This window comes from Thermococcus piezophilus, from assembly GCF_001647085.1.
Classification (GTDB): Archaea; Methanobacteriota_B; Thermococci; order Thermococcales; family Thermococcaceae; genus Thermococcus; species Thermococcus piezophilus.
This window is the reverse complement of the sequence record NZ_CP015520.1, coordinates 1,091,716-1,110,464: the sequence shown is the minus strand read 5'-3', so window position 1 is coordinate 1,110,464 and position 18,749 is coordinate 1,091,716. Positions and strand designations below refer to the sequence as shown.

Annotated in this window: 21 protein-coding genes; 11 read left to right on the top strand and 10 right to left on the bottom strand. The window is 52.3% G+C overall.

The genetic code is table 11. The annotated features are described in order from the left end of the window. Positions 1 to 31 precede the first annotated feature (31 nt). The gene (iorA, locus tag A7C91_RS06015; RefSeq protein ID WP_234394316.1) at positions 32 to 1,951 is read left to right on the top strand and encodes an indolepyruvate ferredoxin oxidoreductase subunit alpha; all 1,920 of its coding nucleotides are present in this window, start codon (positions 32 to 34) and stop codon (positions 1,949 to 1,951) included. A 28-nt stretch (positions 1,952 to 1,979) separates the two neighbouring features. Here iorA and A7C91_RS06010 read toward each other — a convergent pair whose 3' ends face one another. After that, positions 1,980 to 2,663 carry a DUF4152 family protein gene (locus A7C91_RS06010; RefSeq protein WP_068665779.1) on the bottom strand — a complete coding sequence of 228 codons (684 nt, stop codon included), beginning with the start codon at positions 2,661 to 2,663 and terminating at the stop codon, positions 1,980 to 1,982. A gap of 59 nt (positions 2,664 to 2,722) precedes the next feature. Here A7C91_RS06010 and A7C91_RS06005 point away from each other — a divergent pair, with 59 nt between their 5' ends. Together A7C91_RS06005 and A7C91_RS11180 are read left to right on the top strand one after the other, a co-directional pair. Then, entirely contained in the window at positions 2,723 to 2,911 is a 189-nt protein-coding gene (locus A7C91_RS06005; RefSeq protein ID WP_068665777.1) for a hypothetical protein, read from the top strand. 121 nt (positions 2,912 to 3,032) lie between these two features. Continuing rightward, positions 3,033 to 3,170, top strand: a complete 138-nt coding sequence (locus A7C91_RS11180) for a hypothetical protein (protein WP_199919988.1) — start codon at positions 3,033 to 3,035, stop codon at positions 3,168 to 3,170. 6 nt (positions 3,171 to 3,176) lie between these two features. Here A7C91_RS11180 and A7C91_RS06000 read toward each other — a convergent pair whose 3' ends face one another. Further along, the gene (locus A7C91_RS06000) at positions 3,177 to 3,500 is read right to left on the bottom strand and encodes a hypothetical protein (protein ID WP_068665775.1); all 324 of its coding nucleotides are present in this window, start codon (positions 3,498 to 3,500) and stop codon (positions 3,177 to 3,179) included. 54 nt (positions 3,501 to 3,554) lie between these two features. On the opposite strand from A7C91_RS06000, the gene A7C91_RS05995 reads away from it, so the two are divergent. After that, entirely contained in the window at positions 3,555 to 4,601 is a 1,047-nt protein-coding gene (locus A7C91_RS05995) for an AI-2E family transporter (protein WP_068665773.1), read from the top strand. On the opposite strand, the gene A7C91_RS05990 is transcribed toward A7C91_RS05995, so the two are convergent. Both A7C91_RS05990 and A7C91_RS05985 read right to left on the bottom strand, forming a co-directional pair. Further along, entirely contained in the window at positions 4,528 to 5,073 is a 546-nt protein-coding gene (locus tag A7C91_RS05990; RefSeq protein WP_068665771.1) for a nicotinamidase, read from the bottom strand. The two genes, A7C91_RS05995 and A7C91_RS05990, sit on opposite strands and share 74 nt — an antisense overlap. 64 nt (positions 5,074 to 5,137) lie before the next feature. After that, positions 5,138 to 5,536, bottom strand: a complete 399-nt coding sequence (locus A7C91_RS05985) for a DUF2240 family protein (RefSeq protein ID WP_068665769.1) — start codon at positions 5,534 to 5,536, stop codon at positions 5,138 to 5,140. Between the two features lie 108 nt (positions 5,537 to 5,644). Between A7C91_RS05985 and A7C91_RS05980 the strand changes: the two genes are divergently transcribed. Genes A7C91_RS05980 through A7C91_RS05970 form a run of 3 tightly spaced genes read left to right on the top strand, consistent with a single transcriptional unit; the run spans position 5,645 to position 7,549 of the window. Next, on the top strand, positions 5,645 to 6,031 hold the full coding sequence (locus A7C91_RS05980) for a hotdog fold thioesterase (protein WP_068665768.1): 387 nt from the start codon (positions 5,645 to 5,647) through the stop codon (positions 6,029 to 6,031). A 48-nt stretch (positions 6,032 to 6,079) separates the two neighbouring features. Continuing rightward, positions 6,080 to 6,370, top strand: a complete 291-nt coding sequence (locus A7C91_RS05975) for a PadR family transcriptional regulator (protein ID WP_068665767.1) — start codon at positions 6,080 to 6,082, stop codon at positions 6,368 to 6,370. Between the two features lie 3 nt (positions 6,371 to 6,373). Next, positions 6,374 to 7,549, top strand: a complete 1,176-nt coding sequence (locus tag A7C91_RS05970; protein ID WP_068665766.1) for an MFS transporter — start codon at positions 6,374 to 6,376, stop codon at positions 7,547 to 7,549. Between the two features lie 51 nt (positions 7,550 to 7,600). Here the strand turns inward: A7C91_RS05970 and A7C91_RS05965 are convergent, their stop codons facing one another. The 5 genes from A7C91_RS05965 to A7C91_RS05945 all read right to left on the bottom strand — a co-directional run bounded on the left by A7C91_RS05965 (position 7,601) and on the right by A7C91_RS05945 (position 13,258). Continuing rightward, on the bottom strand, positions 7,601 to 7,816 hold the full coding sequence (locus A7C91_RS05965) for a hypothetical protein (protein WP_068665765.1): 216 nt from the start codon (positions 7,814 to 7,816) through the stop codon (positions 7,601 to 7,603). Between the two features lie 46 nt (positions 7,817 to 7,862). Further along, complete coding sequence (locus tag A7C91_RS05960; RefSeq protein ID WP_068665763.1) at positions 7,863 to 8,117, bottom strand: hypothetical protein; 255 nt, start codon at positions 8,115 to 8,117, stop codon at positions 7,863 to 7,865. A gap of 69 nt (positions 8,118 to 8,186) precedes the next feature. Next, a complete protein-coding gene (locus A7C91_RS05955) occupies positions 8,187 to 10,412 on the bottom strand; it encodes a DHH family phosphoesterase (RefSeq protein ID WP_068665762.1) in 2,226 nt (741 codons plus the stop codon). Between the two features lie 38 nt (positions 10,413 to 10,450). Continuing rightward, positions 10,451 to 11,629 (bottom strand): MFS transporter, encoded by a 1,179-nt coding sequence (locus A7C91_RS05950; protein ID WP_068665760.1) that lies wholly within the window; start codon positions 11,627 to 11,629, stop codon positions 10,451 to 10,453. 159 nt (positions 11,630 to 11,788) lie between these two features. Beyond that, complete coding sequence (locus A7C91_RS05945) at positions 11,789 to 13,258, bottom strand: S-layer protein (protein ID WP_068665759.1); 1,470 nt, start codon at positions 13,256 to 13,258, stop codon at positions 11,789 to 11,791. Between the two features lie 65 nt (positions 13,259 to 13,323). Here A7C91_RS05945 and A7C91_RS05940 point away from each other — a divergent pair, with 65 nt between their 5' ends. Genes A7C91_RS05940 through A7C91_RS05930 form a run of 4 tightly spaced genes read left to right on the top strand, consistent with a single transcriptional unit; the run spans position 13,324 to position 15,615 of the window. Beyond that, positions 13,324 to 13,710 (top strand): DUF2391 family protein, encoded by a 387-nt coding sequence (locus A7C91_RS05940; protein ID WP_324609466.1) that lies wholly within the window; start codon positions 13,324 to 13,326, stop codon positions 13,708 to 13,710. Further along, positions 13,707 to 13,862, top strand: a complete 156-nt coding sequence (locus tag A7C91_RS12370) for a hypothetical protein (RefSeq protein ID WP_324609465.1) — start codon at positions 13,707 to 13,709, stop codon at positions 13,860 to 13,862. The genes A7C91_RS05940 and A7C91_RS12370 overlap by 4 nt, the downstream gene beginning before the upstream one ends. Continuing rightward, positions 13,863 to 14,879: a DUF3226 domain-containing protein gene (locus A7C91_RS05935; RefSeq protein WP_068665757.1), complete on the top strand. Its 1,017-nt coding sequence runs from the start codon at positions 13,863 to 13,865 to the stop codon at positions 14,877 to 14,879. It begins immediately after the preceding gene. 40 nt (positions 14,880 to 14,919) lie between these two features. Further along, entirely contained in the window at positions 14,920 to 15,615 is a 696-nt protein-coding gene (locus A7C91_RS05930; RefSeq protein WP_068665755.1) for an HAD family hydrolase, read from the top strand. A 149-nt stretch (positions 15,616 to 15,764) separates the two neighbouring features. Here A7C91_RS05930 and A7C91_RS12365 read toward each other — a convergent pair whose 3' ends face one another. Further along, a complete protein-coding gene (locus A7C91_RS12365; protein ID WP_324609534.1) occupies positions 15,765 to 18,746 on the bottom strand; it encodes a DNA polymerase domain-containing protein in 2,982 nt (993 codons plus the stop codon). Positions 18,747 to 18,749: the final 3 nt, after the last annotated feature.

Below are 18,749 nucleotides of genomic sequence, written 5' to 3'. Positions count from 1 at the left end.
ATAGAGTTTTAACCCTCGGCACAGATAGCATATGGTGGTCATCGTGGAGACGGTTAAGGCTTATCCTTCTGATTTAGTCAAGTCCAAAGCCAAGAAACGTGAGAAAAAGCTTCTCATGGGAAACGAAGCGATAGCCTACGGTGCCCTTGAATCGGGCGTCGTCTTCGCAACTGGTTACCCAGGAACCCCCTCAACCGAGGTCATCGAGACAATTGCCCATCTCAAGCCAGAAGTCTTCGCCGAGTGGGCGCCCAACGAGAAGGTCGCCCTGGAGGAGGCCGCCGGGGTTGCATACACCGGCCTAAGGGCGCTCGTAACTATGAAGTGCGTTGGCCTAAACGTCGCCGCCGACCCGCTGATGAGCCTGGCATATTCGGGCGTTGAAGGTGGCTTAGTTATTCTCGTCGCGGACGACCCGGGACCGCATACCAGCCAGACGGAGCAGGATGACAGGTATTATGGAAAGCTCTCGCTTCTCCCGGTTCTTGAGCCTGCCGATCCTCAAGAGGCCCACGATTTGATCATCTACGCCTACGAGCTGAGTGAGCGCCATAAAGTCCCTGTCATCTTCAGAACGACCACGAGGGTGAACCACACGACGGCCGATGTTGATGTTGGAGAATTTGTGGAGCTGAACAGAGAGCCCAAGTTCAAGAAGGACATAGAGCGCTATGTAAGGGCAAGCATGGATGGCAACAGGAGGAGGCACAAGTGGCTCAACGAGACGCTGAGAAAGATTGAGGAGGAATTCAACTCGATGCCCTTCAACTGGGTCGAGGGCGAGGGAAGGATTGGAATAATCGTCGAAGGAGCACCCTACAACTACGTGAGAGAGGTTCTTCCAAAGCTCGACGGCGATTTCAAGGTTCTAAAGCTCTCCACCCCACACCCACTGCCGAGAAAGCTGGTCGTTGACTTCCTCAAAACGGTTGACTTCGCAATAGTCATTGAGGACGGCGCTCCCTTCCTCGAGGAGGAGGTTAAAATAGCGGCCTACGAAGCTGGTCTCAACGTTCCCATCTACGGCAAGAGGACTGTCCACTTACCCCTTGAAGGTGAGCTCAACCCAAGCCTCATCAGAAACGCTCTGCTGAGGCTCCTAGGCAGGGAAGCGGAGGAATACACCAAGCCGGAAGAAGTGGCCTACGCGGAAAGTCTCGCCCCCAAGAGGCCACCGGTGATGTGTCCCGGCTGTCCTCACAGGGGCTCATACAGGGCAGCTTTAGACGCTCTAAGGGATCTCAAGCTGGGCCGCTACTCGGTTCCAATACACGGTGACATAGGCTGCTACGCCCTCTCGCTCCTCCCGCCGCTCGAGGCCATCTGGACGGAGTTCGTGATGGGTGCGAGCATAAGCCTAGCCAACGGCCAGAGCGTGGCAATAAAGAAAAAAATCATAGCGACGATCGGAGACTCTACATTCTTCCACAACGGAATCCAGCCACTGGTTGATGCTGTCTACAAGAATCTGGACGTCTTGGTCATGATACTCGACAACAGGACGACGGCAATGACCGGCCACCAGCCGCATCCGGGAACGGGGGGAAGCGAGACTGGAAAGAAGTTCAAAGAGGTAGACATAGAAGCCCTTGTCAAGGCGCTTGGAGTCCAGTACGTTAAGACTGTAGATCCCTACGACCTGAAGGCAACGAGAGAGGCCATAAAGGAGGCCATGCAGGTTAAAGGGCCGGCCGTGATAATAGCTAGGCGGGAGTGCGTCATTCCTGTGATAAGGCGCGGTGAGATAGGCGAAATTCCCGTAGTTGTAGAGGAGAAGTGCACTGGCTGCAAGGCCTGCATACTCCTGACTGGCTGTCCAGCTCTGGTCTACGACCCAGAGACTAACAAGGTGAAAATCGACGAGCTCCTCTGTACCGGCTGCGGCGTCTGCAACCAGCTCTGTCCGTTCGACGCGATAAATTTCCCGAGCGAGCTAGAGAGAAAAAGTTGAAACCTCTCTGATCCCATTGTTTTCTTCTCTACTCCTTCCACACCTCGAGCACCATAAAGGTTCTCACGAGCGGGTTGGGGTAGAGCTCCCAGGCAATGCCTTCAGTTTCTGCCTCGATTTCACCGTAGAGGCCACCCTCCCTTGGGTCTAGGCTCTCACCGTAGATCTTCCCAGGGCGAATTTCGACCTTCATGTATCTCGGCAGGCCAACGATAGCTTTTCCGTTCTCCCTCGCGTATTCCAGCGCCCACTTGGCTGAGTAGAGGCCCGAGAAGATCTCCGCTATCCTAACCGAAACGCTCTCCTTACCAACCGCAAGTATCTCTATCCCAGTGTCCTCCCAGAAACGTCTCGCTAAAGGCTGGAGGTCCTTCCTGAGCTCGTGCCAGACCGCCTTTCCCCTGTCTGAAATCCTGAGGGCATCGATGGTCACGTCGTCGAGCTTCCTAATCTCGATTCCTCCGAGCGTTGAGTCCAGGTGAACAACGTCGGGCTTGACCTTTCTGGTGAGCTTCACCGCCAGTAAGGCCTCGTCCCTTATCGCCTGCCTCCCGCCGAGGTCGTAGTTGAACGGGTTGGCGTACTTAACGATGCTCAGCGTTGCGGTTCTGTAGGGCTTCTCGACGAGCACAGCGGCGGTTGCTATAAGCCCCACCGGATTGTATTTCTCATCGAGCACTGCTCCGCCAGTGTCGGCAGCCACTATCCTCATACCCATCACCGGTAAGTTCCAATATATGGCGAGACGCTAAATAAGATTAGGTGGTTGTGGTGAGTGAATCGACCGACATAGTTTATGAAGCTTTGGGGCGCTATATCGACAGCCTCTGCGGCTCCACATACATCGGAACCGCGAGGAGAATGGTGGTCCTCTATAGAGGGGCAGAAATCCACCATCTAACGCCCCTCAAAGAGCCGCTACCGTTCCTGAACCTGTTCTACCATAAGGACACTGTGTAGATAGTTGGTGTATGGCGGGAGGAAAAGAGTGAGGCCTTCTTCCTAAAAGTGGCCGCGCGGATGTTAGACTTTTCGAAGATGAAAGAACGATAAGCATCATCACATACCCCGCACAGGGGACATGCAGAAGAGGGGAATGCTGATAATAACGCTCCACGCCAACATGGGTATGGCCAAAACCCTAAAGAGCATAATACAAGAGGAGACCTGCTTCATAAAGAAGGAAGAGGTGGTGATTTCATCGAGGGTCAGCATCTGAAGCTCATCACTCCTCAGAACTCGGCAAACTCATCATCCCACGAAGCCTTTCAAGGTCATCCCTTAAAGCACTTACCGTATCTTCGTCAAAAAGGGTTATTTCGGAGTATCGCTTTATGACATCATAGACCTCCGGATGTCTGCTCTCGAGCATTCCCATAAGCTCCCTCGCCGGCAGGAGCAGACCTGTGTCGCGGTAAACGAGGTATGCCCCGATGGTGTAGAGGGCATCCATGTAGGAGTTATAGGCCATATCAAAGCGCCTCTCCTTCAGATAGTACTCTGCACGGCTTATATAAGACAGGGCCTTCTCAATGAGCTCCTCTTCCATTTTCCACACCGCGTATAGTTTATAAGGATAGCCCTAATAAATATGTCGAGGAAAATGCGAACCGAAGTAGCCGCCTGGACCGTGACAATCCTCCTCATACTGTACACCTCATGGAGGGCAGTCAGCCCTCTACTCACGCCTATATTCTTTGGCCTTGTCTTAGCCTATGCAGTTTATCCGATCCACAGGAGGCTCATCCCAAGGTTCGGAGAGGCTAGATCAGCCCTCCTTCTGACGATTGGAATGGTGGGCCTCGGTGGAGTCATAACGGCCGACCTGATAATGATTTCCGCCCAAGTGGCATCTTCCTTCTACTACAACGTCGTGGACTTCTTCAACTGGCTCATGACCCAGCCCCTTCCGACTGGGGTTTCGGACTTCATCCAGAGCTTTTCCGAGCAGTTCGTACCGAAGCTCTCTGAATACCTATCAACACGGGCGTTCTCACTTCCCACGTACATCCTTCAGCTGGTTACGTTCCTGTTCGTGTTCTACTACGCGCTGGCCAACTCAACGAGTATAAGGGAGCAGATCAAGCTTTCCCTGCCAGAAAAAAACAGACGCCTGGGTGAGGAGATACTGGAGAGCGTGAGCAGAACCCTGAGCGCGCTGGTCAGGGCGTGGCTCCTGCTCAACGTTGTGAAAGGCGTACTCATGACGCTCGGCTTCATAATCTTCCGCGTCTCTGACATGTACACTGCCATAGTTGCCGGCTTTCTAACGTTCTTCTTCAGCTTTGTGCCACTCTTCGAGGGCTGGATGATATGGCTGATAGCTGCAGCCTACTTCGTCAAGGAGGGCATGTACCTCCACGCAGTTGGCATCTCCATCTATGGGGCAGCCTTAGTATCGCCGCTGCCAGACTACACCATAAGGCCGCGCCTCGTGGCGAAGAACGCAGACCTCGACGAGACGCTGGTCTTCATCGGGATGGTGGGCGGAACGTGGGCGATGGGAATCAAGGGCCTCATAATAGGGCCTATAGTGCTGAACCTCCTGCTGACGCTCCTAAAAGAGTGGAAAAGACTCATAAAGAGGGAAGGAGCTTCACGCCAGCTTTCTCAAGCTCCTTCAGAGCCAGCTCCTCGTCTTCAGGCTTAATTCCCTTAACCGCGTCGAGGAGCAGGTAAGTCTCAAAGCCGTTCTTGACGGCATCCAAGGCGGTAGCTTTAACGCAGTACTCAGTTGCGACGCCGCAGACGTAGACACTCTTTACCCCATTCTCCCTCAGAATTTCTGCCAGATTCGTCCCCTCGAAGCCAGAATAGGCTTCCTTGTCTGGCTCGGTTGCCTTTGAGATTATCACCGCATCCTGAGGCAGCTCAACGACAAACTCTGCTCCCGGAGTGTCCTGAACGCAGTGCCTCGGCCACGGCCCACCCTGTGCCTTGAAGCTGATATGGTTCTTAGGGTGCCAGTCGCGGGTGGCAACTATCAGAGCCCCGCGCTTCTTGAAATTCTTGATGTACCCGTTGCACTTGGAGATAATTTTATCCCCATCTGGGACTGGCAGTGTCCCACCGGGCATGAAATCCCTCTGCATGTCCACAACGATAAGCGCCTCCTCGGGCATCTCCAATCACCATAACGAAATTGGGGAGAAAGGTTAAAACCGTTTATTGTGCGACCCCGTCCATTCAGACCTCAAGTCTATCCTTAAACTTCGACATGTCAACGCCCTTGTCGAGACCAAAGAGATAAGCTAAAAGCCTCTCGTCGAGGTCGCCGTAGCGCTCGCGCATAGCTTTTATCCCCTCAAGGACATCATTCTCGTCCCAGCCAAGGGAACGGGCGATGTACTCCACCAGGGCATTGAAGAGATCCTCGCTCTCCTCCTCGCTCTCGAGCAGGGCCTCATTGATGACCAGAATTCCGTCTTTTTCCACGAGGAGACCGCTCTCGATCGACCTTTCAATCAGCTCTTTGGCCGACTTGACGTCCATTAATCTGAGCTTGAAGGCGAGTATTCCAACCAGCTCACTCCTCGTGAACTCAGTAGAGCCTTTGTATGTTATCGCACTTTTCAGAGGGTGCACACGACCACCTAACGTTTTTAGGGTGGCGGAATAAATAAACCTTTGCATCTGGGCCTTTCGGCCGATAGTGGTTTAAGCTCTTAAAGAGTAGAAAAAGCGGTGATAGTTATGGAGCAGAGAACTCACAGGCTAACCTCTGAAAGGCTCGTTGGAAAGCCCATGAAGATTGAAGACGGCTACGCTGAGGTGGTTCTTGAGACGACGGAAGAGATGGCCGTCGACGAGTACGGCCTCGTTCACGGCGGCTTCACCTTCGGGCTTGCCGATTATGCTGCTATGTTGGTGGTGAACGAGCCGACCGTCGTCCTTGGAAAGGCAGAGGTAAAGTTCCTCAAGCCGGTCAAGGCAGGCGAAAGACTACTCGCAAAGGCGAAGGTTGAGGAAGACCTGGGTAGAAAGAAGCTCGTGAAAGCCGAAGTGTTCAACGGGAAGAACGAGAAGGTCTTTGAAGGAGCCTTCCACTGCTACGTCCTTGAGAAGCACGTCCTCGAGTGACCAAAATTTTTTAAATCCCAATATCGGATTTCGATATCGGTGTTCGATATGAAGTACCGCGACTTCCTAACTCTGCACGTCCTCCACCACGCAGGGAGGGAGCCCATCACGGGCACCTTTATGATGGAGGAACTCAAAAGACACGACTACCACGTCAGCCCAGGGACAATATACCCACTCCTGCACAGCATGGAAAAAAGTGGACTCTTAAAGAGCCGCTGGGAGATCAGGGAAGGGAGGCGCGTCAGAATCTACGAGATAACCGATCCTGGAAGAAAAGCACTGGAGGAAGGTAAGGCAAGGGTTAGAGAGCTCTGCAGGGAGCTGCTGGAGGAATGAGGAATGGAGAAGAAAGAACAGAAAATTCTGGGAGTGAGCTGGAACGTCTTCCTGCTCGGAATAGTCAGCTTCCTCAACGACATGAGCAGCGAGATGATAGCCCCAGTTGTGCCCACTTATCTAACTGACGTGCTCGGAATAGGAAAGGCCGCGAGCGGTTCGATAATGGGCCTCATCGAAAGCCTGAGCTCGCTGTTTAAAGTGCTCTTCGGCTACTTCAGCGACCGCTTTAGAAAAAGGAAGCTCTTCGTGGCCTTCGGCTACCTGTTTTCCACTATCACCAAGGGGGCCCTTGCATTCGTCCACTCGTGGTGGGACTTTGTAACCCTAAGGATTCTCGACAGGGTGGGCAAAGGAATAAGAACCGCCCCGAGGGACGCGCTTATAGCTGAATCAAGCGAGAAGGGAAAGACGGGCAAGTCCTTCGGCTTCCATAGGATGATGGACACCCTTGGAGCGGTGGCCGGACCGCTCACGGCGATAGCGATTTTGGAGCTACTCAAAAGCCTGCCCGCGGAAACCGCCTACCGTTATCTCTTCCTGCTCTCAGCTATTCCAGGCTTAATTGGAGTCGTCATCGTCATACTGCTGGTCAAAGACAAAGGTGGCGAGGTAAAGAAGGTAAAGGGCATCTCGGCTCTCAAATCTAAGAACCTGCGCCTTTTCCTGCTCGTGGTTGCCATTGGCGCGCTCGGGAGGTACAGCTACGCCTTCACCCTCTGGAAGGCGAAAGAGCTCGGCTTCTCAGTCGTTCAGGGACTGGGCTTTTACGCGCTTTTCAACCTAATCTACGCCCTATCAGCCTATCCCATCGGGACTTACTCGGACACATTCGGAAAGAAGAAGATGATAACCATTGGCTTTGGCCTGGCAGCACTCACTTCCCTCACTTTTGCCTACGCCAAGGACCCATACACGCTCATAGCGGCCTTCGTTCTCTACGGCCTCTACATAGCCATCGAGGACACTATTCCGAGGGCCTACATGGCTGACTTAGCGAAGGAATTCGAGAAGGGAACGGTAATAGGAGCATACCACACCGTCTTCGGAGTTTTCGTCTTCCCAGCGTCTGTCATAGCGGGCTGGCTCTGGCAGAGTTATTCACTGACCTACTCATTCACCTTCGCGGCGCTGATGAACATGCTGGCGATGGGACTGATGGTTTTCGTAAGGGAATGACTTCTCTTTCTTATTTTTACGAATCGTGACGCCCAGAGAAGAAAAAGGGAATTAGGCACCGAGCTTCTCAAGCTCTTCCTTTCCTATGAGGAGCGGCCTCTCAGCCTCTATAACGTAGCTCAGCTCCCAGAGGACTTCACCTTTGTTCATGGCCTTGGCGTAGCGCTCGGCCATCTCCTCGGCCTCTTCAAGTGAGTTAGCCTCGATTATCCTCCTGACGTGCCATTTCCTATCCCCAAAGCGAAGCTTGAACTCCGCCATGTACATGGGCACCACCGTAGGGAGTTCGATCGGAAGTATAAAAACCTAAGGCTCACGGTTCCTCCGCGTAGTAAGCCCCGTTCCTCTCAACGGTCCCAAAGATCTTGCCCCCTTCCTTTGTGCGGAGCTCCACGAGGACCTTAGCGGGCTCGCGCTCAACTTCCTCCTCCACAACCCTTTTGCTTAGAACCTGGATAAAGGCATCCCCCAGCCTCTCGAACTCGAAGACGAGAACGTCATCCTCCCATCTGTGGCCGCGGTAAGAAACACCGCCCATTCTAAAAGTAACCTCAACCTTAACCTTCATTCGGACTCCTCCAAAAACTTGTACCATAAAAACCTTCAGCTTCCACCTTTAAAAAGGTTGGGAAAAGTGTCACGAGCTCTTCTTCAGCTTGAGCACCTGCTTGGCGAACTCCTCAAGCACTTCCTTGCGCATACCCTCGAAGAACTTTATTGAGCCGGCGTAGCTGTGGCCGCCACCCTCGATGCCAGCGCTCGGGAGTGCCTCCTGGAGCTTGGGTATTATCTCGTTGAGGTCGAATTTGTATGCCGCCATGCCGTCTGAAGCCCTCACCACCGCGAAGTCCGGGCCGTAGGCTAAGGTTAATATCGGGCTGTCTTCGCCGTACTTCTCCTTGAAGTGGTCGTGGATCAGGCCACTCAGCTTGCCGGGGCTCGGGTAGCTGAACTTCGGTGCGTAGAGCTCTATGTCTATGGTGTTGAACCTTATGCCGTTCGGCAGGACGACGCTCTTGACGTGCGGCAGTGAAGCTCTAAGGGCCTTCTCCTGCTTCTCCCTGACCTCTGGATAAATTGCGTCGATAAGCATTCTGTGCCTCTGCAGGTTGCCCGTCAGGAGGAGTATCTCGTCGATTATGCCGTGCCCGTCCATGAACTTCCAGAAGTAGGCCTCGTGGTCTATAACCTCGGCTATCTTCTTGAGGTCCTCCTCGGTTAGACCCTTCGCCTTCTTGGCGATCTCAAGGTACTGGTAGAACTCTGGTGCGTTACTCCTGTCGCCGGTTCCGGCTATGGCTGGCAGATGCTTTATCTTGTCCTCCACTGCCGGGTTTATGTAGCGGGCCACTTCAGTTGCCAGCATTCCGGCGGTTAGTTCGTAGTAGCCGCGCTTGATGTGGTGGGGGTTGACGTGGACGTCGACGTACTCATCGACGGCGGCTTTGTCCTCGCTTACCCATTCCCTCGGGTCGTGGTGGTCGATGACGACTATCGGAACGCCGTAGGCCCTGATGCGCTTGTAGGCAGGAATGTCCTCACTGGTTCCGCCGTTGTCTACTATGACGACGAGCGGTAATGGATCGCCGAACTTCTCGTGGTCCTCGACCATGAAGATTATGTCCTTGAGGGCATCCTCAAGCTCGTAGAAGGGCGCCCTGCTCGGTCTGCGCTTGAAGAGCTTCCACCTCGCGCCGGGGTCCGGGGAAACTTCCTCGATGAGCGGGACTATTGCATATTCGAGCGCCAGACCAGAGGTATAGCCGTCCGCATCCGCGTGGTGCCTCAGCAGTATCGGCCTGCCCTCGTAGATGGCACGCCTTATCATGAAGGCGGCCTTCATTATCTTCGGCTTGAGCTTCTCCAGAACCTCGCTCTCCACGAGGAAGCCAACGTCCTCGGGCTGGGCCTTCCTGTCGAGCTCCTCCTCGATTTTCTTCTTTACTGCAGCCGCCTCCGGACCCCAGAGGCGGGCCATGTCGCTGACTTCTACCTGTATCTCGCCGGAGTGGAAGGCTATCTTTCCGATTATCTCAATGATGTCGCCGACGTTTATGTTAGGATAGGCCCTAACGCCCGGTGCCTCAAAGGCGGCCGCCCATGTTATGCCCGTTCCGTCGGTTATAGTGAAGACCGTAGGGCCGCCGGTGACCTGTATCTGAGTGACCCTACCGCGTATCCTCACGGTTTTCCCGGCCATGTCATTCTTGAGTTCACCAATCGGCGTAACCGGAAGCTCTTTTCTAACGACGACCTCCTTGTAGTGCTTGAGGGTCGACTCTATGAGGTCGACCTCGCGCTTGTCAGGCCTCACATCGAGAACCTGAACGAGTATCTCCTGACCCGGAACGTAATCCCTGCTGCCAAGAAGGTCTTTCCTCTTGATGAGGCCCGTTACATGGGGGTTAAGCTTGACAAAGACTCCGAAGCGCTCTACTCTGTCAATGGTTCCCTTATAGATGTTGCCGACCTCAACATCCTCGTAGTCGCAGGTCTTATCGAGGATGTAGACGACCTTGTACTTCCGCATACAGTCTGGACAGACCCAGGTAGTTTCCATGCCAGGCTCCCAAGGCCCCTTAACTTTTCCGCAGATGTCGCAGGCGAGAACCCTTCCAGTTCCGCCACAGGTAGGGCAGGTGTCGTAGACGGGAACGACGCCCTTACCGTGACACTCTGGACAGGGAATCTCATCAACCTCATCATCAACACCGAGGTAATCCAAATTCCTGTAGCCTTTGAGCTGCTTGTCGAGCTTAAAATCAGCCGGAACGTAGCCCCAGCCGTTGCACACCTCACACTCCTTCTCGCCGACCTTGACTTTACCCGTTCCGTGACACTCGGGACAGTCTCTAACGACCATGGCCCGCACTCTCCAGAAGTTTTCTCACTACGTCCCACTTAGGCCGATGGAGACTTATAATCTTTTGTCTCTGCCCCATGAAATAACCCCCAGAAGACCGCCATGGAGAGTGCGTAGAGGAGGGCCGTTATCAGGAACGGCCAGGTGAGGGAGAAGTCGAGGATCATACCGCCGATATACTGCCCCAGCCCGAAGGTTGCCGTCCAAGAGAGGTTGTTGAGTGCCATCACCGTTGAGCGCTCCTCCTTGGAGAAGAAGCCCATCATGAAGGAGTTCCATATCGGATTGACTATGTTCATGAGGATTGTCCTCACCGTGTAGATGACCGCCGCTATGAGGAAGGTTGAGGAGAAGGGCATGACCGCTATCAGGAAGCTGGCGCTCCCGTTGAAGGAAACTATGGTCTTAACGCTGCCGAGCCTGTCGGCTATCATTGGAAGGACGAACATTCCAATGCCCATTATGAACTGCTGGAGGGCAAAGAGCCAGCCGATGCTTTCCAAGCTAGTGCCAAAGCGCTGGTTGAAATAGAGACCCATGTATGGGATGGTAACACCTGCACCGAGGCCGATGAGGGCACTTGGCAATGCAAAGCGGCCGATTTTAAGGAGCAGTCTCCTGTTGAGGTCGAGCCTCTTCTCGGTGTTCGCCAACACGGACTTTACGAAGAGCACGAGCAGGAACCTTATAGGGATTATAAAGAGCACGAGGGCAAAGACCTCTCGATAACTCATGTACCTTGACAGGAAGCCGGCTAAGAGGAGACCGACTGCGGAACCAATGGTTCCCATCGCGGAGGAAAGGCTGAAGAGATAGTGCCTCTTTTCATCGCTCACCTCACCGCTCAGCAGGGCCATGTAGGAGGGGCTCTCAAAGGCGAGGCCGATTCCTATGAGTACTCCACCTAACGTGAGCATTGCAATCGTCGGGTAGAAAACCTGAAAGGCTCTCCCTAGGAACATTAGTGAGACACCAAGGAGAACGGCATTCTTATATCCTATTCTCGTCCCCAGTGGCCCCGAAAACAGTAGAACGCTCGCCTGGGCCAGCGTCGAGAGCGAGAAGATGATACCTATGCCAGCGTAATTGAAACCGAGCGATTTGAGGTAGAAGGGGAATATGAACCATGCTATGTTGCCACCCAACCAAGATATGAACGAATACGCGACGAGCAGCCAAGCGTCCCTGCTAAAGCCTCTGTAATTCTGCAGCGACATGAACGTTTAGATAAAGGTTTGAGTATATAAACTTACCCCACACTACCAAAAAACTTATTAATTAAAAGAAGCATTACTCAGCGTTTAAATCAAAAATATGAAAATTTCCGGGCTCAAATAAAGGATGGTAAAATTAGAGAAACTGGATAAAATAAGATGTTAATTTTCTCCCATGAACTTTTCCACAGCAAGTTTAGTTTCCTCATAGGTCCTTCCGGCGAGTATTATCACCTTGTACTGAGGATTCTCCGAATTGTCCATCTCCTTTATCACGTACCCGTTCTGCTCCACTTCGGCCTTGATGGCGTCAATAACCGCCTTACCGTAGACATCCTCGAGTAAAATCCAAGCCTTGTTGCTAACCCATCCACCGATGATGATGACGTTCTTGTCAGATGGCAGGCTTGTAAGGTCGGTGTCCTCGATGATGAAGTCGTAGACGTTCCCAGTCGCTTCAACCTTTGGGGCGGTTATTGAGATCGTCCGGGTAACTGTGGCAACGCGGACGAAGCGGTAGCCTTCAACTCCGGTTATGGCGCCGTTCTCATCCCTCGTGAAAACAGCAGTTAGTTCAAGACCCCACTCAGTGGGTAGCTTTATAGAATCTCCCTCTCCAATAAAGACCCTCGGGAAGCTCGCGAGGCTCTCGTTCACGTGGAGGTACAGGGTGTAGAGCCCATTGGCCGGGTCTATATCCCACACCCACTGTCCATTATAGACATCGCCATCCGAGTACTGCTTGACCTTCTCGTAGTACCAGTAGTCATAGGTAACCATCTGCACGTTGTTTATCCCCACGAAGAAGTCCGTCGGGGTGAAGAGGAAGACGTTCCTCGCCCCAGCTTCGAGAAGCTCGTTTATTCTGGCCGATGGATAGGTATCGTACTCCTCGAAATCCTCCGCACCGTTGGCATCGACATACATAACGTAGTACTTGTCCTTAGTCATCGTTTTGGTCTTGATGAGGCCGCTGGGGTAGGTCAGTTCGATGAGCATCTTGGAAACGTCGAGATTTATATCCAGCATTTTTATCTTCCATCCCCCAACGATGATAGAATCTCCAAAGCCCTTGGATTCCGAATCGGCCTCTGTGTAAAAGTAGAAGTACATAGTGTCCCTGCCGTCCACAGTCGTTGGGACAACCTTGTAGTCCCCTCCAATGTTAAGGGGGGTGGTGTTCTCGTTGAATATTATTTCGATGCTCCTGTCGAGGAACTCCACCATCCCCTTGGTAGAGTTGAAACTAACCCGAGAGAAGTTGACCTGAACGACAACCGCATGACCAACCGGCTGGTCACTGACGTTTATCCCAACGTCAGGCATGTCAATGGGATTGAGCTTGTATGTCTGGTTGTTATCGGGAATTATCACACTGTGATACTCAACCGGAACAGAAACGGTGGCGGTGTAAGTTCCATGAGATATGCCATTGAGAACCAGAAAAGCCCCAAGCCTCGAGCCGGTTATCGCATCTTCACCGATGTGGAGCGGCACACCGTTCACTATCTTGGTTGTGGGAAGAACTATTATGGAGTTAGCGGAGTTAATGCCCGCAACGGCTCCCTGAACTGGCATGAAAAGTGAGCTCAGAATCGCAAGGCTCACAAACATTGCTAAAGCCTTTTTCATTGTTCGTCACCGAATTAAAGTGAATCTCAAGGTTTATAACTTTTCCCGAGAAGAATCCTCCTGCGATGATGAGTGAATCCAATGCTGATGGGATGATGAAACCCCGACCTGAGCACTTACCAACGGGCGAAAGGGGAAAGGAAATGGAAAATAAGCTCGACGAGATATACGCCAGCCTTGAGGAGCTCCACAGGGAGATCGAAGAAAAGAAGGCACCCGACAGGCTCGGGTGGGACGACATAGCCCAGGAGATCATCGGAGCGGTAACCTTCGCCCTTCCATTCCTCTTCACCGGCGAACTTTGGGAAATCGCCAAGGACATATCCGTGGAGCGCTCCTTGGTGATCCTCATCATGACCCTGACCATTGCGTATCTCTTCATTGCGAAGTCCCGGATAGGCAACCTCAAAAAGAAGAGCTCTTCCACGTCCCAAAAAGACTTCTCACGGTGACCCTGATAGCGTATCTGATTTCCGCCGGGCTGATATACCTCTACGGCATCAACGGCATAGCCAACTTTACGACGGAGCAGTACCTCAACGCGACCATACTTATAAGCACCTTTGCAGTCATCGGAGCGATAACTGTTGATATGGTGAAGTGAATGAGGATTATCACTGGAAAGAGATTTGAGGCCTTTGCAGATGAGAACGCACTGATTTTCCAGGAGTATGGAAAGAATAGAAGGGAGCTCGTTGAGATCGTTGGATCGCTCACAGGCGATGAGACGGTGGTAACAGCGAGCCTCGAGCTCATAGACCTGATACTCAGCAGGTTCAAGAGCGAGAGACATTTCCTTATTTACTCAGACACTGGAAAGACCCTAACCACAAGGGAGGCCTACGAACTGAGAAAATACCTCGAATTCGATCTCCGGGGTGGCTTTACCGGAGGACCATCCCTGGCGAGCGTCCTTTTCGTCGAGGGCAAAACCGACGCGAAGTTCTTCAAGGCCGTTTTTAAGAAGCTCTACGAGTTCAAAGAGAGCAGAGAAGTTCCAGCGAATCTAAAATTCATTGAGAGGGTCTTCAAGCGCGAGAACTTCGAGCTGTTGAGAAACGAAAATGGCTTTTTGGCAGTGATTCCGAGCGAGGGCAACTCGGGAGTCATCCGAAACCTGGGCAACTTTATCAGAGCGATGGAAGTCTTTGAATTCAGTGTTGACAAAATAGGAGTCGCCATAGATGTTGATGACAACAGAGAGAGTGCAATGGCCTCGATAACCGGGAAGCTCTCTCTGTTCTATCCAGAAAAAACAGCCACAGGTTTTAGGGTTGGGAAGACAGAGGTGATTCCCCTAATCATAGGCCTTCCCTTCGAGGACGAGCTAATCGAGTGGAAGAAGCCCACCGTTGAAGATTTAATGCTCCACCTCATAGCGCGGGAGGGACTTCTGGAGAGAATCAGACCGGCATTAAGAACCTTAAACGAGAGCCTGGGAAGGACGCTAAAGCCCAAAGAGATCATGTATCTGGCCCTCTCGGCCTACGGACACTGGGGCAACCTAGAAGGCTTTTACGAGCTCTTTGTCATGCGCTCCCGCTTCAGAAACATCAAGGCCGTCCTGAGAGAGGCGGGGCTTATGGAAGGGCTTTTCACCCTCTCGGGCAAGGACCGTTGAATTTTTATTCCCCCTCCCCCAACTCACTCCGGTGATACGCATGAAGCTCGCCTCATTCGATGTCTGGAACACCCTCCTAGACCTCAACGTCATGCTCGATGCTATGGCCGCTGAGCTGTCCAAGCTCATGGGAGTATGCATACTCGACGTGGTGGAAGGCATGATGTTCACAAGGGGGAGGATAAAGCGCATGAGGGCAGAAACGGCAGGTGATCCTCAGAGGACCCTAGAGGAGAGCCAGGAACTTTTGGCGGAGCTCCTCGGAACAGAGGTCGAGGTCGTAAGGAGGGCAGCCGCGAGGGCGGTTCTTAAGGTCGGTGATGAAATCGTTCTGCCGGGGGCAAAGGAGGCGCTTGAGGGCGTCAAGAGGAAGGGCCTGAAGGTCACCGTTACGGGCAACGTGATGTTCTGGCCGGGCTCTTACACAAGGCTTCTGCTTGAGCGCTTCGGGCTGATGAAGTTCGTGGACAAGACCTTCTTTGCGGACGAGGTCTTCGCTTACAAGCCAATGCCCGAGATGTTCGAAAAGCCCCTTAGGGCCTTCGGAGTTGAGCCGAGTGAAGCGATACACGTAGGAGATACCTACACGGAGGACTTCAAAGGCGCGCTGAGCGCTGGAATGTGGGCGGTCTGGATTAATCCCGAGGCAGAGGAAATGAAGAGAATCCATGAGAGGGGCTTTGATGTGCCGAGCGTTGAGAAAATCCTGGAGGTGCTGGAGGAGTTGGGAGGTTAAATTGGCTTTTTAACAGTCTTATCCACCAAATCAACACATTTGGATTGATACAATGAAACATCATGGAAGTCAAAGAGCCGGAGAAACAGGGCAAAGGAAGAAAGGGCCATTCGGTTGAAATAATAGACAGGAAACACGAATCCCAGAACTCATTTCTTCGGCTTCAACCACGCCCCAAGGCCGACCTGCTTTGTCTTCTGATACCTCAGGTCCTCCTTACGGTAGCCGAACGCCTCCAAAATCCTCATCACAGCCGGGAGAACCTGGTTCTCGATGTAGTAGTCAGCGTCGTACTTGTGCTTTGCTGGGTCGAACTCGTCGAAGGGTATGGCCCTGTCGCCTATCCTTCCAGAGCCTTTAAGCACGATGTAGCTTATTATCGTGCCGGGGCGGACTTTTATTCCCCTCGCGGTGAGGCGCTTGGCAATCGCCACGTGCGGGCCAGTCGCCTTGTAGTCCTTCAGCTCGCGCGTTATCTGCTCGTGGATGACGAGCTTCTCCGGCGGGATTTCGTACTTGCTCAGCTTTTCGGTTATCTCCTTGACTATCTTAACGGCCTTCTCGACATTACCGTCCTTCAGGAGAGCCTCAAGAACCCTAGCCTGCGTTTCTTTAGCTATATCACTCCAGTCACGCCTGACTATCTCCAGCCCGCGAGTTACTATCTTGCCCTCCTCGTCGATAACGGCGTACTTCTTTTTGGTGACGAAGAAGCCGCGCTTGTAGAAGCCCTCGTACTCAAGCTCCAGGAGGCCGGGCAGCTTGGCGTTTATGTATTTAAGAAACTCTTTAGCCTTCTTTTTGACAGTTTCAGCGTCCGCTCCTGGTATTGTCGCATAAAAGCCGTCCGTGTTGTGGACGAGTATTCCATTGGCAAAGAACCTGTGGGTGTCCTCGACCTCTATGTCGTAGACGTAGCCATTGTGGGGTATCTCATCAACTTTCTTAATCTGCACGAGGTCAAAGTCATACTTGAAGACCCTCTTTTTCATCATAGATTCCTTGAGATTTTCGACGAGCTTCCTCTGCTTCCTTTCTAGGATGAAGCCTATCCTCTCGGCGAAGGCCTTCTTGTCCTTGATGCGGATATGCTTTGAGTATGTGCCGCTGACCTTTCCGTTGTACCTGTTTGGATTGCTTTTCCTGAACATCGAGTTCGAAACCCCTACGAGCCAGAGGAGCTTTCTAACGTCCTCTAAGAGGACCCCGTTGACGGAGGTCAACCTTATCTCTGGAACGCCGCGCCTCAGGCTGACCGTTCCGTCGGCCGTAAACAGACCCCTAAGAAAAGCCTCAATGTACTCGCGCGGGATGTTGAACATAAAGCCAGGAATCCTCTTCTCCCCATTCTCATCCTTAAAGTACCTAACCATGAACCGCGCCAGTCCTTTTGAGAGTATCGAGAGGTCGCCTTTCCTACTCTTGTCGTAGTAGTTCGAGATTACTCCCATCTCTTTCAGTGGTTCGAGGACTTTCCAGGCTATTTCGTCCCGGTCGTTGCCACAGGCGAGACCAACATAGTATCTGGCCCAGTTTGAAGAACCACCCCAGTTGCCATCACCGACGAGAAGCCCCACCAGCTCCCAGAACTTAACCGCAACCGGGTTTGGTTTTACGCTCTTGGCTAAGGCCTTTCTCGGCGTTATGAGGGACTTCACTGACTTTCCGAGTTCTTCCGGTTTAACCTCAACAAACCGCTCCTTTAACGGTCTGTTCGGCTTTACCTTGGAGGTGTTGATGTAGCCGATAAGGGAGTGGTCCTCGGTAACTTCCAAGTGCCAGCTATTGGTAAGCCAAACGCGATAAACCTTCTTATCAGTTTTGTGCCTCATGACGTGGGGAACCTTCTTCCAGACTAGTTTCCCCCTGTTGTCAAGGGTCAGGGCTTCAACTCCATCAAGGGTACAGTACTCTTTCTCACCTATTCTGTAATCAACCCTTTCAAATAGATCCTCGATTCTGACGAACTCAACACGCCCCTTCCGCCGTATGATTATCTCAGTGTCCCCGGTGACGCTGTCCGCATACAGCACTTTAAAGCCATATTTCTCCTCAATTTCCCTTATCGTCATCTCAATGTATTCCCTGCCCCAGGCGGTAACGCTCTCAGCGCACTCCTTGCAGTACCACCTTGCCCTGGGATAGCCGTAGTACCCGTAATAGCTGTTGTGAGCGTATATCATTCCAAATCCTGCCAGGAAGTTTTCATTCTCCTCAACGCTTAGATCGTAGACGTAGCCGTTGTAGTCCTCAACTTCGACTTCTTCAACTCTGTCAAGCACAATGTCTCCCTCGAGAAGCCAGGAAATTCTCTTGGCCTTCTCCTGGTTAAGTTCGCTCCTCTTAATCTTCTCTCTAAGCTTTTTGGGGCTCACGTTTTTCTGAAACCTCTTTTCGAAGACGTCTTCGAGTATCTCCTTTGGAATTACGTGAAAGTAATAGGCGTTCTTCTTCTTGCTGTTGCCAAGGAACGATAGTTCTTCGTTAACTAGAACTCTGTACACCCCGCTCTCAAACATTATCTTAACGGCCGAGATGCCAAGGGAGTTGAGGAGGATTATCAAACCGTTGACTAAGGTCTCGCTTTTTGTGGAAAGCCTAACCCTCTTGCTCGGATGGAGGTCGCCGTCCCCTATGAAGTACCCCTCTAAAAAGGCCCAGCGCACGTTTTCGGGGGAGGTGAATATGACCTCAGGAACTCGTTTGTTCTCCGCCAGTGTACCACATAGGCTCTTGAAGAGCACGTAGGCCATTTTCTTGGGCATCTCCACGTAGTTCTTTCCGCGTCTCACCTTTCCGAAGAATTTCGATGCAAGCCTCTCCATGTCATCGAGAACCTTCTGGTCATTGTTGTAAAGCTTGACCGAATAGCTCCACCCGTTCTTCTGGTTCCTCTGCTTTCCTGCATAACCCTCACTAACGTAATAACCGAGAAGCTTTGCAAGGTCTTCGTTGACTTCAATGAAAGGCTCCATCCTAAAGCCGTTGAGGGTTCCAATCTTCCACTCCCTAAGCTCTTCCTCAGGCATAAACTCTATCTTATCCCTGAGGTCATTAAAGGCAACCAGGTATTCCCTCTTGTTGCCGTTGTACCTAACCTTTTCAGCAAGAACCTCGTAGAGCGCCTGTATTTC

Bases quoted from the DNA above. Each gene is read 5' to 3' on its own strand.
- A7C91_RS05995 (WP_068665773.1), top strand. From the start codon at position 3,555: ATGCGAACCGAAGTAGCCGCCTGGACCGTGACAATCCTCCTCATACTG.
- A7C91_RS06000 (WP_068665775.1), bottom strand. From the start codon at position 3,500: ATGGAAGAGGAGCTCATTGAGAAGGCCCTGTCTTATATAAGCCGTGCA.
- A7C91_RS05960 (WP_068665763.1), bottom strand. From the start codon at position 8,117: ATGAAGGTTAAGGTTGAGGTTACTTTTAGAATGGGCGGTGTTTCTTAC.
- A7C91_RS05975 (WP_068665767.1), top strand. From the start codon at position 6,080: ATGAAGTACCGCGACTTCCTAACTCTGCACGTCCTCCACCACGCAGGG.
- A7C91_RS11180 (WP_199919988.1), top strand. From the start codon at position 3,033: ATGCAGAAGAGGGGAATGCTGATAATAACGCTCCACGCCAACATGGGT.
- A7C91_RS05980 (WP_068665768.1), top strand. From the start codon at position 5,645: ATGGAGCAGAGAACTCACAGGCTAACCTCTGAAAGGCTCGTTGGAAAG.
- A7C91_RS05940 (WP_324609466.1), top strand. From the start codon at position 13,324: ATGATGAGTGAATCCAATGCTGATGGGATGATGAAACCCCGACCTGAG.
- A7C91_RS05950 (WP_068665760.1), bottom strand. From the start codon at position 11,629: ATGTCGCTGCAGAATTACAGAGGCTTTAGCAGGGACGCTTGGCTGCTC.
- A7C91_RS05970 (WP_068665766.1), top strand. From the start codon at position 6,374: ATGGAGAAGAAAGAACAGAAAATTCTGGGAGTGAGCTGGAACGTCTTC.
- A7C91_RS05955 (WP_068665762.1), bottom strand. From the start codon at position 10,412: ATGGTCGTTAGAGACTGTCCCGAGTGTCACGGAACGGGTAAAGTCAAG.
- A7C91_RS05965 (WP_068665765.1), bottom strand. From the start codon at position 7,816: ATGTACATGGCGGAGTTCAAGCTTCGCTTTGGGGATAGGAAATGGCAC.
- A7C91_RS06010 (WP_068665779.1), bottom strand. From the start codon at position 2,663: ATGAGGATAGTGGCTGCCGACACTGGCGGAGCAGTGCTCGATGAGAAA.
- A7C91_RS05945 (WP_068665759.1), bottom strand. From the start codon at position 13,258: ATGAAAAAGGCTTTAGCAATGTTTGTGAGCCTTGCGATTCTGAGCTCA.
- A7C91_RS05990 (WP_068665771.1), bottom strand. From the start codon at position 5,073: ATGCCCGAGGAGGCGCTTATCGTTGTGGACATGCAGAGGGATTTCATG.
- A7C91_RS05930 (WP_068665755.1), top strand. From the start codon at position 14,920: ATGAAGCTCGCCTCATTCGATGTCTGGAACACCCTCCTAGACCTCAAC.
- A7C91_RS05935 (WP_068665757.1), top strand. From the start codon at position 13,863: ATGAGGATTATCACTGGAAAGAGATTTGAGGCCTTTGCAGATGAGAAC.
- iorA (WP_234394316.1), top strand. From the start codon at position 32: ATGGTGGTCATCGTGGAGACGGTTAAGGCTTATCCTTCTGATTTAGTC.